Annotated in this window: 18 protein-coding genes; 3 read left to right on the forward strand and 15 right to left on the reverse strand. The window is 48.1% G+C overall.

From position 1 onward, the window contains the following. Positions 1-159: 159 nt before the first annotated feature. The 15 genes from ABYP33_RS04020 to ABYP33_RS04090 all read right to left on the reverse strand — a co-directional run bounded on the left by ABYP33_RS04020 (position 160) and on the right by ABYP33_RS04090 (position 10,870). Complete coding sequence (locus tag ABYP33_RS04020) at positions 160-360, reverse strand: hypothetical protein (protein WP_373088623.1); 201 nt, start codon at positions 358-360, stop codon at positions 160-162. Between the two features lie 207 nt (positions 361-567). After that, complete coding sequence (locus tag ABYP33_RS04025; RefSeq protein ID WP_373088626.1) at positions 568-936, reverse strand: gamma-glutamylcyclotransferase; 369 nt, start codon at positions 934-936, stop codon at positions 568-570. An 11-nt stretch (positions 937-947) separates the two neighbouring features. Further along, the gene (locus ABYP33_RS04030) at positions 948-1,892 is read right to left on the reverse strand and encodes a hypothetical protein (RefSeq protein WP_373088628.1); all 945 of its coding nucleotides are present in this window, start codon (positions 1,890-1,892) and stop codon (positions 948-950) included. A gap of 6 nt (positions 1,893-1,898) precedes the next feature. Beyond that, complete coding sequence (locus tag ABYP33_RS04035) at positions 1,899-3,419, reverse strand: hypothetical protein (RefSeq protein WP_373088631.1); 1,521 nt, start codon at positions 3,417-3,419, stop codon at positions 1,899-1,901. A gap of 5 nt (positions 3,420-3,424) precedes the next feature. Continuing rightward, positions 3,425-4,591, reverse strand: coding sequence for an amidoligase family protein (locus ABYP33_RS04040; protein ID WP_373088634.1), 1,167 nt, complete (start codon positions 4,589-4,591; stop codon positions 3,425-3,427). Further along, on the reverse strand, positions 4,591-5,241 hold the full coding sequence (locus ABYP33_RS04045; RefSeq protein ID WP_373088636.1) for a hypothetical protein: 651 nt from the start codon (positions 5,239-5,241) through the stop codon (positions 4,591-4,593). Before ABYP33_RS04045 ends, ABYP33_RS04040 begins: the two co-directional genes overlap by 1 nt. Further along, positions 5,231-6,019, reverse strand: coding sequence for a hypothetical protein (locus tag ABYP33_RS04050; protein ID WP_373088638.1), 789 nt, complete (start codon positions 6,017-6,019; stop codon positions 5,231-5,233). Before ABYP33_RS04050 ends, ABYP33_RS04045 begins: the two co-directional genes overlap by 11 nt. A gap of 12 nt (positions 6,020-6,031) precedes the next feature. Then, positions 6,032-6,280 carry a hypothetical protein gene (locus ABYP33_RS04055; RefSeq protein WP_373088640.1) on the reverse strand — a complete coding sequence of 83 codons (249 nt, stop codon included), beginning with the start codon at positions 6,278-6,280 and terminating at the stop codon, positions 6,032-6,034. Further along, a complete protein-coding gene (locus tag ABYP33_RS04060; protein WP_373088643.1) occupies positions 6,273-7,040 on the reverse strand; it encodes a RimK family alpha-L-glutamate ligase in 768 nt (255 codons plus the stop codon). Before ABYP33_RS04060 ends, ABYP33_RS04055 begins: the two co-directional genes overlap by 8 nt. Beyond that, positions 7,041-7,655 carry a gamma-glutamyl-gamma-aminobutyrate hydrolase family protein gene (locus ABYP33_RS04065; protein ID WP_373088645.1) on the reverse strand — a complete coding sequence of 205 codons (615 nt, stop codon included), beginning with the start codon at positions 7,653-7,655 and terminating at the stop codon, positions 7,041-7,043. A 1,196-nt stretch (positions 7,656-8,851) separates the two neighbouring features. Then, positions 8,852-9,139, reverse strand: a complete 288-nt coding sequence (locus tag ABYP33_RS04070; protein WP_373088648.1) for a hypothetical protein — start codon at positions 9,137-9,139, stop codon at positions 8,852-8,854. 26 nt (positions 9,140-9,165) lie between these two features. After that, on the reverse strand, positions 9,166-9,453 hold the full coding sequence (locus ABYP33_RS04075; RefSeq protein WP_373088651.1) for a hypothetical protein: 288 nt from the start codon (positions 9,451-9,453) through the stop codon (positions 9,166-9,168). A gap of 83 nt (positions 9,454-9,536) precedes the next feature. Further along, a complete protein-coding gene (locus tag ABYP33_RS04080; RefSeq protein WP_373088653.1) occupies positions 9,537-9,692 on the reverse strand; it encodes a hypothetical protein in 156 nt (51 codons plus the stop codon). A gap of 114 nt (positions 9,693-9,806) precedes the next feature. Further along, entirely contained in the window at positions 9,807-10,073 is a 267-nt protein-coding gene (locus ABYP33_RS04085) for a hypothetical protein (RefSeq protein WP_373088655.1), read from the reverse strand. 92 nt (positions 10,074-10,165) lie between these two features. Beyond that, positions 10,166-10,870 (reverse strand): hypothetical protein, encoded by a 705-nt coding sequence (locus ABYP33_RS04090; RefSeq protein WP_373088658.1) that lies wholly within the window; start codon positions 10,868-10,870, stop codon positions 10,166-10,168. A 1,784-nt stretch (positions 10,871-12,654) separates the two neighbouring features. Between ABYP33_RS04090 and ABYP33_RS04095 the strand changes: the two genes are divergently transcribed. From ABYP33_RS04095 to terL, 3 genes are all read left to right on the forward strand, one after another. Beyond that, positions 12,655-13,296 carry a transposase gene (locus ABYP33_RS04095; RefSeq protein WP_373088660.1) on the forward strand — a complete coding sequence of 214 codons (642 nt, stop codon included), beginning with the start codon at positions 12,655-12,657 and terminating at the stop codon, positions 13,294-13,296. Between the two features lie 581 nt (positions 13,297-13,877). Continuing rightward, entirely contained in the window at positions 13,878-14,195 is a 318-nt protein-coding gene (locus ABYP33_RS04100) for a hypothetical protein (RefSeq protein ID WP_373088663.1), read from the forward strand. A 349-nt stretch (positions 14,196-14,544) separates the two neighbouring features. Continuing rightward, positions 14,545-16,053, forward strand: a complete 1,509-nt coding sequence (terL, locus tag ABYP33_RS04105) for a phage terminase large subunit (protein ID WP_373088665.1) — start codon at positions 14,545-14,547, stop codon at positions 16,051-16,053. The last annotated feature ends 2 nt before the right edge of the window (positions 16,054-16,055 follow it).

The following is a 16,055-nucleotide window of genomic DNA, read 5'->3' on the forward strand; positions in this document are numbered from 1 at the left end:
AAAGCCTCCCGCGCCTGCTCTAGCTGCTCTAGGGCGGTGACGAGTTTGCGCTGCTGCAACAACTCTGGATAGTTTATGCGTTGCGCCTTGCGCCATTTCTCATACATGGCTAGACGTTTTTGCTCATCCTCAAGATTCAATTTCATCCTCCCAACTCCTTCAATCGTTGAAATTTAGCGGGTTGTGGGAGTACATGGAGTACTCATCGGTTTGATCGTTGGAGCAGTTGGTGGAATCTCCAAGACAGAACTCAACACCGCCGTCAGTTACTAATGCTCCGCAATCTGGACATGTTTCAGTGTGCTCTAGGACATCGAGGGATTCGGTTTCACAATCCATCACATCAATATATTTACTCATTATATAAATACTCCTTTATAATACCGAAGCGCAACCAAGGCGCTGAGGTATAGTCAGCACCTTAGTTACACTGTCGGGTAATACTAATCTCACAACCAATCCAAAACATTCTTAACAACTATGTTTTGTCTTGTTTGTTCAATAAGTATTAAAGACTGTATTTGACAACAAAATCATCAAATAGTTCCATTACAATAAATTAATGGTTTAGACAGCTTCCAGAAAGGATTTGAAATTCCCACTAGGGATCGGTTCGAGTCCCTCTCCCCACTCAACATCTGTGAAGATGTAGATGTTAACAGAAAGTCCTTCAATATCAACCACTTGGCGGTGGTATAGAGTGGGTACACCTTCTGCCAAATCCAGGCGGTGGAGGGTAGAATCATCCACCTCATACACCTCGAAGGTGATGGGGTTGTTCTCCTCGGTTGGTAGTAGGGCTGGGTAGTAGCCCACATTCACCATCCGGTATGGAACCTGTGGAGAATATTCTCCGATGAACTCTGACTCCTCTAGGATACTGTGTAACCCAAAACCCTTACGGAGGGTGCCGTAAACACCTACTAATGTACTCATGTTAAATCTCCTTATGCTGCCATAGCGAAAGCGTTGTCGTGATTATCATGGGAATAGAATTCCATAAACTTGCTATGTGACGTCCTTTGTAGGACGTAGGCACGAAGTTTTAAATCCTCGACCCACGCTTGGACGGTAAAGGTGCCTGCAAAAACAGACTTAATTCCCCAATTATGTACCTGCGATAGGTCTACGGAGAATAGGGGAACCTGCGTTCCGTTATAGAAACCAGTTCCGGGCACTTCGTGTTTACTCCTAAGCTTACCATTGACGACCTCGAAGGTTTTGGTATTCCACGGAAGTTTGGGTGGAGTAAATGACTTAGCAGTCAACATTAGGGCCAACAATGTGCCTTCTTGGAATAGTCCCTGATCCACTAAGTACTCCCCCACCAAGGAGCACTCTGTTGTTCCTGAGGCCTTCGCCAGAACTATTTTATGCAGATGTTGTAGACTAGTGACTTTTGGAATATCTTCGGGAATATACGTCAACATGCGAATATACGCAGTATATGTGCTGACTACGTACCCAGCACTTCGCCAGAACTTATCAGTCCTCAATATGTAGTGTCCAGCCACGTCAGTGTTGTGGATTTTGGTTTGTTTAAGACCAAACCGCGACTCCATAGGGTTGAAGAAGTCCTTGATGCGTTTACGTAGAAGCTCGACGTAGTGTTCTTGGTCTACTGAGAACGTAATGCCCACGACAAAATCACCGTTCCTAGCTATACATGTTCCAGGTTCAGCGATATAACCGTACTCCGAGATCGTCTGTCCTGTGTTGTTCGCAGTCACTACATCATTCAAGTAATCACGGCACTTGAAGGAGGGTGATCGGCGCTTGAATTCGTTTCTAGCTGTTGGGGAAACGGCAAACCACCGAAGGGGGGATAATTGACTAACCTCGGTTAGGTGCTGTTTGTTTGTGTTGTCTTGTGTGTCGTCCAGCTTATACATGAGTAGTTACCTCTCGTTGTGTGGAAGGTAGATGATGTTGTTACTTTTGTCGTCGAAACAGTTGTAGCAGATTGGATACCCAGACTGCCACAGGAACTTTCCCTCGTTAAAGTCCTCCGGCTCAAGGTCTAGGCCACAGCCAGCACACCCATCCTTGAGTAGTTCCTTCATCTCCTCAGCTCGCAGGACAGATTTATCTGGGCCGGGGTAGTAACTTATGTTACCTTCGTCGTCATCTTTCTCAAACGGGATGTCATCATTAAGATCGTCCTCCTCTCCGGGAGCTAGGTTGTTGCCCATGATAGGAGTTACCCATGAGTACCTCTCTGGTTGCTCTAGGTATTCCTTACAAGATACTACATCAAATAGTGATGATGGGTCAAGGTAGTACCGAAGGTTGCCGGGTTTACGGGAGTTGTTGTACCCGATGCCTTGAATCAGGCCATACAGAATGAAGTTGCTGACTGAGGCAGTCTCGGGATCAGTGTACTCATCAATCCACTGAGACACCAGCTTCTCATCTATGCTGTAGACGTTGGCCGTAGGCTTCCGTTCCTCGCCGTTCTTCGTGAAGCTCAACATGGTGGGAGCGCCGATGATGTTGTAGCTGCCTGCTGTATTCTTGGTGATGTCGTTATGACTCACTAAGATAGCAACATAATCACCACGCTCAGCTCCAACAACCTTACGAGACTCAATGACTGCTGGGGAGTCTGTACTAGGTTTACCAGTGGCAGTATGTTGGGTATTGGCACCCCCCGACAGTCCGGCACCAGCCGCAGGACTGCCCCATCGCTTTTTTGGTTCGTATACCTCAAACTCGGTATAGGTACAATCCTCTGGTTTTTCGGGGAACGTGGCAGCAGTCATATCAAACGACAACCACATGCCCGGAGTAGTCTCGTAAATATCCCCGTGCTTGATATGATTCCGATGCAGCAACCACTCAAGCATACCAGACTCTGATGCCCAATAGAGTTGCTTACCATCCGTGGAAACAGTGTAAGCAAAATCCCGCTCAGCGTTTCGAGCAAAGTTTACGGTATGTTTACCAGCATCATACCACACCAGAGCGTATGCACCATTGATGCGCTCCAGAGTTTCCTTCTCCGAGGTCTGACTCATGGTGTACACAATCTCCTCGGAGTCCACCTCGAAGCTACCATCCAAGTTGGTGTTGGTGGCTAATGTTCCGTTGTGCGCCAGCGTTATATCGCCGTGAGTAAACGGGTGTGCGAAGTCGTCCATGACTCGCCCTATAGTTGCTGCCCGGTTGTGGCCTATTGCAACATCCCACTTGTAGAAGCAATCCATAAGCTTCACTGTTTGACGAGCATATACAAAATCCGATGCGGGAATGGCTCGTTTGTAAGTCACTACGTCTGAGGGCTTGGTGTTGTCCACCAAAGCTACTCCAGTGGAATCAAATCCACGGAGAGCATCTACATAAAGCCCCTGCATAAAGAATTTCTTTCTACCCACTGGGCTAGTGAGTGCCAGATTTGCTGTACCGATATGTCCACACATATAATTTACTCTCCTTGTTCGTAAGATAATTCAGACGGCACTTCTAAGTCGAAGTGGAGGCTGGAAGGGACGGTAGCCTTCGGGTTCATGAATGGTGAAGGCTCCTCCTCCACATCATCAACTTCTAATCCTAAGAAGTTTTTAATATAGCTTCGCTGTACTCCACCAATGCTAGCCACCATAGATTGGCTAGCTCGACGAGTTTTAGTCTCACCAAAATCCTCAACCCATTGTGGATTTAACACCTCGCCGGAAACTACTCGGTGGTGGGCGATGTCCAAGGCATGTCCGTACACAACTTCCTGAGCAGTCCTCAGACCACGGTACAGAGTTGCTATCCGCACATCTTCTGGTGTTGCTGACATCAGTGGCTCATATAGCTCACCAAATATCTCACGAATAAAGCCCATAGGGCCGGAGTTGGATATAGTTTCAGGGAATCGCTCCAGAGGAATTTCGTTGAGCATTGCAAACTTCTTCAGGCTTTGGAGTAGGTTAATCCACAACAACAACCTGTCCTTGTCGTAGGTTGCCTCTAGGTGCCGGAACTCTAGGCTGCCGTAGCTGGCCGCAGTCCTAAAGTTTATACCGGAGTATTTACGATACCGAGAAGCTACACTATGAAGTGCGTGTGGTAAGAAGTCGTCAGATAAATCCCCGGTGACTGGTATAGAGCAGCTAGCTCGGTCACGCAGATCACCACAATTGTATGCAGGTATGCAGTACAAGTTGTTTCTGCGGTAGTCGGCACAGAAGTTCTGAAGGAACTCTTCGCACATGAATGATAGGAGCAAAAACCTGAGGAGCTGTTTGCCTGACAAGTCTCGCACATCAATGTGTACATGAGTTGAGGTGCGCTCATTGATGGTCGGCGTTTCCATTTCCCCGCTGGACACAGCACTACTAATCTGCTCCAGTGCTGTAATGACATCCACCCCAGCTAATGGGTGGCGCAGGATAAGCTCTGTTGGGTAGTCTCCACGCAATGAGTCATCAACATCGTACTTCCAGAAGTAAAGAATGTCCTCAAAGTTTTCCGGTTGGGGTACATCCTCAAACTCCAACTCAATCCCTACGTAGCAGTTAGATAGAACTAGTGAGGGAGTTTCGACTATAGCCCGCCGGTCTGGTAATTTTCCTACCACCGCCCCAAATTTGATGGGTTCATTCATCACTTCACCTCCAATGTGGGAACAAATTGAGATAGCTCGTCCGCAAGGAAATACGCAACGGACTCCAGTAAAACTCCACGAGGAGATGCAGTACCTACCGCCCACTCTTTGTAATGCAGTGTTGGCTCAGCACACCCTGCGTGAGAAACTATGGCGTAGTTGGGAGAGAAGGCCACACCCCAAACCTCACCACTCATAACTTTCTCCAAAGCTTCCGAGTAGCTCGGATAGTCCAACCTAGACAATCCTTTTAGAACCCGTTCTTCTCCAAAATTCATATGAGACAAAGCCAACACCTTACGCTCGGCAGCGGAGTGAAGGGTTTGCAGGCTTGCATTAGTCCTACGCAAAGAGCGCGACCATTGCCGGTCGGCAGTGCGTTTTAGGAATAAGGCTTCCCGGCCCACGTTAATCAGCCGCTCCTGTGGCCAGTATGGTGCTATATCTGAAAGTGGGAACCACGCGCCTTCGGCAGAGCCTTGTGTCAGGTGGGCTGCATACTTATCCCCTTTGGGATTCTCCTCAAGCCCAACATCAGCCGACTCTCCAATCCCTGCCACATAAAAAAGCTCGGAGCCTTTAATAACTACACAGTCATTGAACCACTGCCTAGCATCCTTTAGTGAGAGATCATTGTAACTAAGCGGCATTTACATACTCCTCTAAGTGCAAATCTTCAACAAGTTGTTGTGCAAGTGGGGCATCACTGGTATTGATTGCCGTCATTACAGCGTTGCGTACTGACTCCACTTCCATATTCTCAGCCAACTCACGACGATGGTTCACAGCCGCAGTGCCTCGGCGAAACATCTGGCGCATATGATCTTCTGAGTTGTACCAGAAGTTACTGGACACGCGATACTCACCGCCGTAGGGCTTGGGTCGGTGGCGGCCCGCCTGACCATACAACTCCCGACGCTTTGTGTCGTCGTCGTGAATTACAGAATACAATCCGACCAACTGCTCAAAGGCCAGTATAGTATTTTCAAGATCATCGCTGCGCTCAACCTTGAATCCGAAGTGAATGTGGCCACCAGCACTACGCAATCCACCCACAGTAGTAGCATCTGGTGCCTTACCAATGGTGCGAGTATAACAGTCAAAGTCAGGCTCACAACCAAAGGTGAGAACCTCCGGGTGCATCAACTGGTGTGGCTCAAAGATGTGGTGAGGTTTAAACAACATCTCGACACCGATAGTGTCCAACACTTTCTGGATTTCATCCTTAGCGTCGATGATTTGCTGTACGAACTCATCCTCATTTGAGGTTGGGGGTGTACCAAACTCACCCATTGCGTTATCCCGATGCAACATCCCCTTACTCATCTGATAAGGCATCGACTTGGTGCCCGGAATAATATCTTGTGATGGAATAACAACACCATCGCGGACGAGAAAGAACTCGCCATCGTGTCCGATTGTTACCATACCATTTCTCCTCTACTCGTATATCGAGTCATCATCAATAATTGATTTAACTTTTGCTGGTTTTACACCACCCAACAACCCACACCAATCCATCATAACATTACCACTATGCTCCACATTTAGATGGCAGGTTCCTTCCTCCTCATTAATCGAGGTTATTTCATAAATACCCCCAACCATGATGTTCTCGTGACATCCGAAGTTTCTAAGGTCGTCGTCATCACAGTTACAAAGTACGATTTCATCACCTATGTCAAACATGGCAAATCTCCAATATAGCTTGTTTGTACTTTTCCAGGGTGGTGCCCTCAAGGCCCGGCGCTGTGTTCACCTCCAACACGTAAGCCTCACCCAAATGCTCATTCCAGATGACATCCACAGCACCAAAGTGGAGATGTAGACTATCTACAGCTTTGACGGCTTGGGCTACCACATCATCGGGGGCGGTGACGTCCTCCTGTGCAAATACAAATCCATTCTTGTGGTTCCGGATTTTCCAGTCAACTTGGTCGTCGGGCACATCCAGCTTTCGTTTCTTTTGTTGAATGTGGATGACGTTTCCGTTGAACACATGCACTCGAAACTCATCTTTCTTTTTGATGTATCGGGTGTACAGGGGGGCAGTAACCAGCTCCTCGGGACAAGTGGCAATGACAATACCAGCACCAGAGTTGCCCCTAAGAACAGTGCGACAAAGTACAACACTGCCATCCTTAATCCATTCATGCGCAGTCTCCTTACTAATTGTGTAATCAGGAATGCGAACACCAGCACAGCCCATAGCTTCAAGTGCTGTGTACTTGTCAGCAGCAAGGTCTACATGTTCCGGCGCATTGATGATAGGAGTTCCTACCACATGCTCCGACAGTGTAGAGCTGCCCCAATTGACGACAAGTTTGTTGGTTGCTGCCTTAAACTTTGAGCGCGTTGGGTCAAGTCTAATGACCTTACCCCCAACTGCGACAGCTAAATCTTTGGCTGACTTACTCAGTTGTTTGTAGGGAAGAATGAACCGCTTCATTTAAACCTCCAGGTTTAGATATTTTTTGATGGTGTTGTAGAAATACTTAACACCTTCCGATTGCTCATCCATCCATTCCGGATGGTATTGAAACCCGAGAGCATTTAGCTTCTCGAAGTATACGACTTCGGGGTCTAGTATATAACCTGACTTCACCCCATCAGCAAAAGCAAGCACCTTTGCAGAAGCACAGCCAGTTACGTGCATCATTTGGTGATGATTACCACGAGTGTGCATAATGACACCCGTTTCCTCATCTATGATTGCATGTGAACCTTCGTGCCCCACCACATGCTGACGTAGCTTACCACCATCGTAAACACAGAGCTGTTGGGCACCCTTACAGATACCAACCACCGGAATGCCGGCAGCAGTACTGGCATCTAACACACGCCACACAAGAGCATCTTGATCTGGTGTAGCATATGTTTTGGGGTGTGGCTCCTCACCATACAGTGCAGGGTCTACATCAGTACCACCCACCAACAAGATAAGATCGTAGTGATCTACCCGTGGTTTGTGTTGGTTAATGTGGTTGAGGTTGTGTACTGTATGTCCATTACGGGAGAACAATACACCATGCTCGTTGCCGTATTCTATTGTGAGTACTAACACCAAATACCTCCGTTATTTTGTGTATTGAAGAAGTTTGTGAGCTGATTTTTTACTGAGAGAGGAAAGATAATGCGGAGTAATCCCGCACTCGTAAAAATCCCAACCATCTTCATCTACATCAGTGCTACCGTACCGAAATTCCAATTGCTCACAGCGTCTCATAATAGTATACCAGTCAGTACTCTGTAGGGCAGTGCCTATGGTGTGTGGGGCAGACAGCTCTACTAGGCTTTGCTTCAAGTCCACGGGGCTTGGGTACTCAGTTCCCCAATCCATGCCCAAATGGGGGGCGTGTTCCGCCGCCGACCAGTTACACTCGAATCTGTCCCTCTTCTCAGAGTAGGCCAGTTCTTGGCACAGCAGTAGTGCATGTACGGGAGTTAGCTCCGCCTTTCGTAAACTCAAGTAGTTTTCGTAAGTCTCTTCATTTTCAATGCCAGTTCGGAATGTACGAAGAATCCACAATGCCCAACATGCAGCGACATCTGTACGCACCCACACATAACGGTCATCCTCCACCCAGTACCCCACATCACCGAGTATAGTGGAGACTTCCTTTACATAGGTACGTATGCGCCGAGGCTTCTTGCAACCATCAAACCCAGCCCACAAGTCTAGGCCGATGTACGGCGTAACGAACGGAGCCGAGGATGTAACTGATAATAGACTTTTATAAATACTTCGAATTGATGGGTCAGCGAAGCATCCGAAGGATGCCGATAGCCTCGTACCATGTTGGATGAAGTCTCTGAAAACTAGATGTGTAGACATAATAACCTCAGTATAGTATTAGAACTACTGTGATGAATGGAAGTAATGCAACGCCTACAGCAAAAACCAAACCCACTATATCACTCGTGGTTTCAATTGGGCCGTAGATTCGCCGCGCAAATGATGATAGGAGCTTCATTTCTTTCTTGGTCATAGGTTTAACTCCTTCTGTAAAGGTTTGGATTTAAGAGACTCATACAGCTCCAGCATAGATTCCGCCAGTACGAGCCTATCTCGGATTTGCTCTTGCAGCCGCAGTGAGCGCAGAGATGTGCCGCGCTCTCGCTCCAATCTATCGAGACAGTGTAACCGCTCCTGCTCCCAATACTCTCGATGTATGCACACGGTTTTCTCCTCACAGTAACCACATAAAAGCCCCCCGCAAGGGGCTATTATTTGATTACTTCATAGAACTACACAACACCTCAGTGGTAGTTGAGTGAGCCGGGCTTGGTGAACTCACGCCCACCCGTTTTGGATGCAGCCACATCAGCATGATACTTAGCTTGCCGCGCAGCTAGGATGCGCTCAGCCTTGGTAGGCTTTGTGCGCTTGTTGGGAACACGAGGTAGCTTTTCAGCACGAACCTTACGACCTACGCCGTCGCGTTCCATTTTGGCGACAACATCAGACAAGGCAAAACGCCCGGCAGACATCAACAGCTCCAGAGCCTCGTTGTTTTCCCGGGTGGTGCTTTTCTTTTCGATACGCATAGGTACTTCTCCTTTACAAAGTACAGTTAAAAACCTTCGGCGAACATACGTTTTACTTCACGTTGCCAGTTCTTGTGTGCTCGCTTGCCCACATCAACACTCTTAGACTTTCGTCGTCGTGTACGTTGTTGCACACGCATAGGCTCGCACACATCAACACGACCGCCACGAGATAGAAACTTCTCTACCTCATCCGCGATGATTTCATGTTGCTCTTGTTTGGCGATACTAGCGCCATGATGACCTAAGTTGTACATCACACTACCCTCAAGTAATAGGCATAATTGCCGTTGATTAAAAGCCGCTTCATGCATCTAGGATTACCAGACCCGCCTAGAATGCAGAAGTATTTGTAAGTGATTTCCTGCATACCCACCCCACCGAATGATGATAGGAGTTATTTAATTACGTCTCGACGGCGCAGCTCGCTCTCAACACGCCGCAACAATTGGAAAGCATCACTCAACTGGCGCAATTCTTCTACATCACACATACGAATAGCGCGCAAATCAGACTGCATCATAAGCAGTGTTTGTGTACTCAATTGTTTCATAACTCATTTCCTCTGGACGAAAAAAAGCCCCGAACCTGGAATTCCAGGCGGGGCACCATAACCACATTCGAGACCTGAATGGGTACGCAAAAGCCCCTCGCAAGGGGCTATTACTTACTCACTCTCAATAACAAGCTGCGCTGATTTTACTGGTCGCGAGTACCACAGCAGCCCTTCAACATCCCGCACAAAGCCATTATGGAGCACGACAACAGAATACATAGTGGCACCATCCACTACCATTACATAAAACTCCTCGCGCTTACAATCAATCCCGAGGTTGCGACATTCCAACACATCACCGGGATTCAACTCATTGGCCTTGAATCGGTCGGATAGAGTTACCCACAGGTCTTGGTTTTGCTTCTTTACAATATCCATCTTGCTTTTCCTTCGTTGTGGTTGGTGGACATAATAAAACGCCCTCGCTATTGCTAACGAAGGCGCTAGGGTTATGCACACTACTTTGTTATTTATGCTGCCTTAGTCTTAGCCGTGGCAGGGGCTTTCTTGGACGCCTTAGCTACCGCTACAGCCGCATCCTGCTTAGCCGCACTCACTTGCTTAGTCGCCAGCTCTTTAGAGTCGTCGGTGGGCAATTCCAGCTCAAGGCCGTGGCGTTTTGCCAGTATCACAAGGTCATTCAGCAGACTTTCGGGGATGTTATCCTTTTTGGTCGCGTTTTCTGCCTTGTTGACTACTCGCTTGGCAAATTTCTCGAATTGCTCAAGGGCATTGAATGGCTTGTATTCTGGCTCAGGGGAATATGCTTTCCAGTTTGGCGCATCTTCCAGCATTGCCAACAATGGGCTATCTTCACCAACATTATCCATAAAGTCAGCCAAGGCACGCGCCTTGCGGTAGCGTACTTTCTTGTTCGCTGAATCCCAAGAAATGGGGCCATGCTTTTCACAGAAGCCGATCATCGCGTTACGGCGTCCTGCATAATTTGCCGTGTCTGTAATGAGTCGTGTCATCGGACGTACGTCACCGTGGATGTGGGCATGGCATACCGTGGCAATCATAGCACGTGCAATACTACCATAAGCCTTTTTCTGATCAGTAATTGCAGTGTCTACCAGCTTGTTCACGCCTGCAACATCCTTGACCGCTTCGCGGATTTTATCCAGCGAGACGTTCACTTTAATTTCCTGCTTTTGTTCCACTTTCTTAGCCATAATAATCACCTTTAATTTCAATAGTTTAGGTTATCGGCACACTTGCCGCCTACGTTGTGCAATATGCACACAAAAGCCCGTCGAAACGGGCTATTATTTGCATACTGTAATTTTATCAGGGGCTTATGTGCGGGAAGTGTTGCGTTAAGTCAAGATTATGTGACCGTGGCCGTTAAGCTAATAGCACGCTGTATGCCGGTCTTATACGGGTAATAGTCAAGGTTCACGCAACAAGGGCACACTTTCGCCCCTGTTCGCCTACTTGGGAATGTCGCCTAACTGGCTATACTGTATAAATACACAGTACTCCCCGTTCGGTAGGATTCGACGCGGTGTGACTAACCGCCCCTTACCTAGTCCCCCATTACCATTGCTGGTACGCCTTGCCATGCCACCGGCTTGCGCTTTATCGGGTATCGGGCAACCCGCCGTTTCGCCACCATCCTAGAGGCTACTACGGAATACGGTGCGTACTTTACACCTATTTAGTCAGACTTGCAAGCCATCCTTCATAGGTATGCTTCCGCTTGATTGGCGCTTGGTATCGCCCCTTTGGGCTTCGCGCCTTGCCGTGTGCTGACCGAGGGCGATCAATGCCCTTGGCCATACCCGGCGGTAATACTGTCCTGTTCATAGGTGGCTACTGCCTCCCTTTCGGTTCACTTGCCCCTAGTAATGCAGTCGGCGTGCCAACCTTTGACCAGGTGAACGAATATTTTTATTTCCCTTTGAAATCAATGACTTACACGCACTCTGAAATCCCTTGCACTATTGGCCTACTCCTTGCATGAGTGACAATGTTGGTCGTTTTTGTGACAAATCCTGTCACCTGGCTACCCTTCGGCAATAGGTGTGCCAACTCCAGGGCGTGACTATAAGTGTGACAATAATGTAATGTAGGGTATAGTTGGCATGGATGTTGCTACAGGCCGCGTGGTTACTGGATATGTGTACAGCCTGGACGTGTGTACAGTGTTTGGGGGGAGTGGTTCATTGGGTGAATACCCACCATAACCTGGCTGAATAGTTAACTGGCACAATCCTTGCATCCTGGACAGCCTGGAAATGGTAGTGGAAATGCGAATCATTATCATTTGCATTCAATGGAGGGGGGTGGGGGGCAAAAATGGTGGCAGGCCCACACGCGGAGGGTACTGTCAATGAAACGATTGCACAAATTTTCATTTTTTGGGATGTCCGAAGGTTGGGGATGTCGAGATTTGGAGGAATATGGGGCACCATTACAACTATATTTAATTTTACCCACCCTCACTTCGTCCAATCCAAGACTATTCCCTCCTTTGGGGGTCAGGAATTCCAACTATTGGCCGAGAGTGAATCCCTCCCACACGATTTTTAGGCGAGGCACGAGGCAATTAGGTGAGGCAACCAACGTGTGTTGACTATTTCTATCGAATGTGGAGGGGATATACCCCGTACTGGAGTCCCCAAACGGAAGGGAGGGGGGTGTTTTACACCATATTTTCTATGGAATTCTGGAGATTACTAACATTAACGAAATTTAATCTTCTATTTAGGGAACTTTTTCCCTTTTTTGTTGTCTAATAGAGTATACTTATTATTCTTATACGAAGGATAAGAATTAAGGTATGAACATCCGAAGAGAAGAACGAGGATGTGAATAGCGGTAAGTATCCGAAGGTAAGGCCTCTCTGCCTTGGGGGCGAGAGGACTACGAAGGTGAGGGTTGGAAGTGAAGAACGACAACCTGAAGACAAGGTTAGCTTCGGTATATGGACATCTTTTAAAAGAGAAAGATTAGAATGAAGGGTAAAGAATCCATTAAGGTAGATCGTGATGATGATGGTAAGATCACAATCTCCTCTGAAAACACAGACATCGAATACACCATCGAATCCCTTGACATAGACCCCAAAGACTTGGTTTATGGTCGAGGTACGGACAAATACACTCCAGAGCAAAAGATCCAAGCGGTTATGTACTACCTAGCCCTTGGGGGCAACGCTAAGAAAGTAGAGCGTAAGACGGGGTTAAAGGCGTCCACCATCCGTAAATGGAAAGCTTCAGCTCCTTGGTGGGATATGGTAATGGCAAAGGCCAGAGCCATCAAACAAGACGAGCTAGATGCCCAGTTCACCACCATTATCCACGATGTCGTAGACGAGATTCGGGATAGAGTGGAGAAAGGGGACTACAAGATGGATAACAAGGGTAACCTCCACCGGGTTCCCATGAGTGGTAAGGAGTTGGTTGTAGCAGCCTCCATGCTATTCGATAAGCGATCCCTCCTACGTGGTGATCCAACCTCCATCAAGAAGCAAGCCTCCCCAGAGGATAACCTGAAGAACGTTGAGAAGCGTCTTCTGGAAACAATTAACAAAGCGAAGGAGCAAAACGTAGTCTCCACGCAAAAACCGGAGTTTGAAGATGCCGACGGCTCGTAAACGGAACTATAAGAAGGAGTATCGTGACTTCCACGCCAAGCCCGAACAAAAGAAAAACCGCGCTGCGCGTAACAAAGCTCGACGAACTGCAGAACGGGCTGGGAAGGTCTCAAAGGGCGATGGAAAGGACGTTGGGCATAAGAAAGCCCTCAAGAATGGGGGTTCTAAATCTGTTTCGAACACTAAAGTCCAATCACGCCATGCTAATCGCTCTCATGGAGCAAGTCTTGTGTCAAAAGCAGCCCGAGCCAAAGGCGGGCGTAGATCAAAACGGAGTTAACAATGCCAAATAAAAAAGCTAAAGCTGATAAACGAGCTAAGAAGAAGGTTGATTACAAGGGCGTAAAGAAGACCAAATCAGCTATCCAAAAGCGTCGAGAGATGCTTAAAAACATTTAAACAATGCCCTCCACGCTTCACGTCGGCTTGGCCCACGACTTAACCTTGTCGGCGAGCGCACCCCGGAGGGCTACTTATATGCTGGGGCAGATATGGTATCGGGCTGGTCTCCAAAACCTTGCCGAGGGGGTTCGATTCCCACCCCACATGCCAACTCATACAGGATAAAGCGATGAAATCAAATGGGTCTCTACCGCAGAATAAGAAAAACAAAGGACAAGGCAGTAAGCCGAAGAAAAGTGTCAAAACAAGAGGTTACTGATATGGGGAATTTACTTAAAGCCCTACCTTCGCTGATTGGGGCCGTAGCCTCCATCAAAAACTTGAAATCCACGTCGTCCGTTGCAGGAACTACGGCGGCAACAGCAGGTACGGTGGTCGGCAGTGAAGTGTTCCAAATTGATCCCAACACTACCGCTGGTTTGGTCTATTACTTGGCTATGGCTTTCATCATGGGTTGTGGTCTACTTAAAGACGCCCGGAAGCATTCGGAGGGCTGAGGATGTGGAGCAACAAATGACCCCTGCAGACCCAAACACAGCTAGTCCCCTCGTAATAGCAGCTATGGCCGCCCTGACATGGTTGGGTGGTATATGGGGGTGGTTGGGAGCTAATCATTCATCCGTAGCCACAGCCTGCTGCTTGATTACTACCGGAGTGTGTGTGGCTACATACGTCCGTAACGGAAAGAAGAATAAGCCATGATTGAGAAACTACTGAGTACGATCCAGTTCGAAGACCGGGTAGAAGGAACAGACTACATCTTCTCCATAAAGATCGGGAAGAAGTCCTACGAATCTCGAATTGATTTGACTCGCTTTAGAGAACCCTTAAAGAAGATTCTAGCAGATGAGCGAACAGGTAACTCTGACGGCTGACCTAATACACGGGTTTACAACAGCCTTCCTAATGAGCAACTTCGACAACCCAGTTGAAACACCCGACCTCCACGTAGAGTTGTGGGGTCTAATGTGTCTTGACCACCCCCACGTAGCGGCAGCAGCCCCACGGGGTCACGCAAAGTCTACTGCAGTAACACATGCCTTCACCCTCGCCAACGTATGTTTCCGGCGAGCACAGCACGTTCTGATTGTGTCTGACACTGAAGGGCAGGCAGCAGACTTCCTACGAGACATTAAGACGGAGCTACTCGAAAATGAGATGCTTCGCCAAGCCTTTGATATTGAGCGGTTCGTAAGGGATCGTGAGACCGAGGTAGTCGTCCGATGCTCAGACGGACATGAGTTCCGAATTATCGCCAAGGGTTCCGAGCAGAAGCTTCGGGGTCTGAAATGGCGCAACCGCCGCCCCGATCTAATAATTGGGGACGATCTTGAAAACGACGAAATCGTAATGAACGAGGAGCGTCGAGACAAATTCCGGAGGTGGTTCTACAATGCTTTGTTACCTTGTGGTTCAAAAAACTGCCGTGTTAGGGTTGTCGGTACAATTCTTCATCTCGATTCCCTTCTAGAGCGGGTAATGCCCCACCTTACTAGGGAAGACGTTATTAGGGAGCCACTGAAGCAGTTTGGTTGGGGTCAAAACGACCCGGCGTGGTTATCGGTTCGTTACCGAGCACACAACGAGGACTTCTCCGAGATACTGTGGCCGGAACAACACCCTAAAGAAAAGCTTCAATCTATTCGCCAGTCTTATGTCGCTCAGGGGTTTCCTGAAGGTTATGCCCAGGAATACTTGAACTATCCACTCGATGAAGAGAACGCTTACTTCCGTAAGCAGGACTTCTTGCACATTGACGAGGACGGTGTACCCGAGCAATACTACATAGCTGGTGACTTGGCTATCTCGCAGAGGCGCCAAAGGGCATTCTCTGTGTTTGTGGTAGTAGGTGTTACCTCTACAGGCAAGCTCAGAGTACGGGACGTTGTACGTTTCCGTGGAGACTCCCTTGAAATCCTAAATCACATGTTTGATCTCAACTCTCGGTGGAAACCTGAGATATTCTTTCTCGAACAAGAGAACATAGCCCGAACCTTGGGGCCAGTCTTGTATCGGGAGATGGAGATGCGTAACCAGTACTTCACCGTCGAACAGATGCCTCCGCAGCAGGATAAAATCAAACGTGCTCGGGGTATGCAGGCTCGGATGAGAGCAGGTGGTGTAGAGTTCGATGTATCGGCGGACTGGTTCCCTGACTTCCAACAGGAGCTGCTACAGTTTCCTCGTGGAGCCTACATGGATCAGGTCGATGCGTTCGCCTGGATAGCATTGGGCCTTGACAAAATAACCGACGCTCCGACTGCTGAAGAACTTGCTGACGAGGAGTATGAAGACGAATTCGAAGAGAGCTACTCATTCCTTGAAATGGGTGCTTCCTCAGTGACCGGATACTAATA

It is taken from the genome of Zhongshania sp. (assembly GCF_041584495.1).
Taxonomy (GTDB): domain Bacteria; phylum Pseudomonadota; class Gammaproteobacteria; order Pseudomonadales; family Spongiibacteraceae; genus Spongiibacter.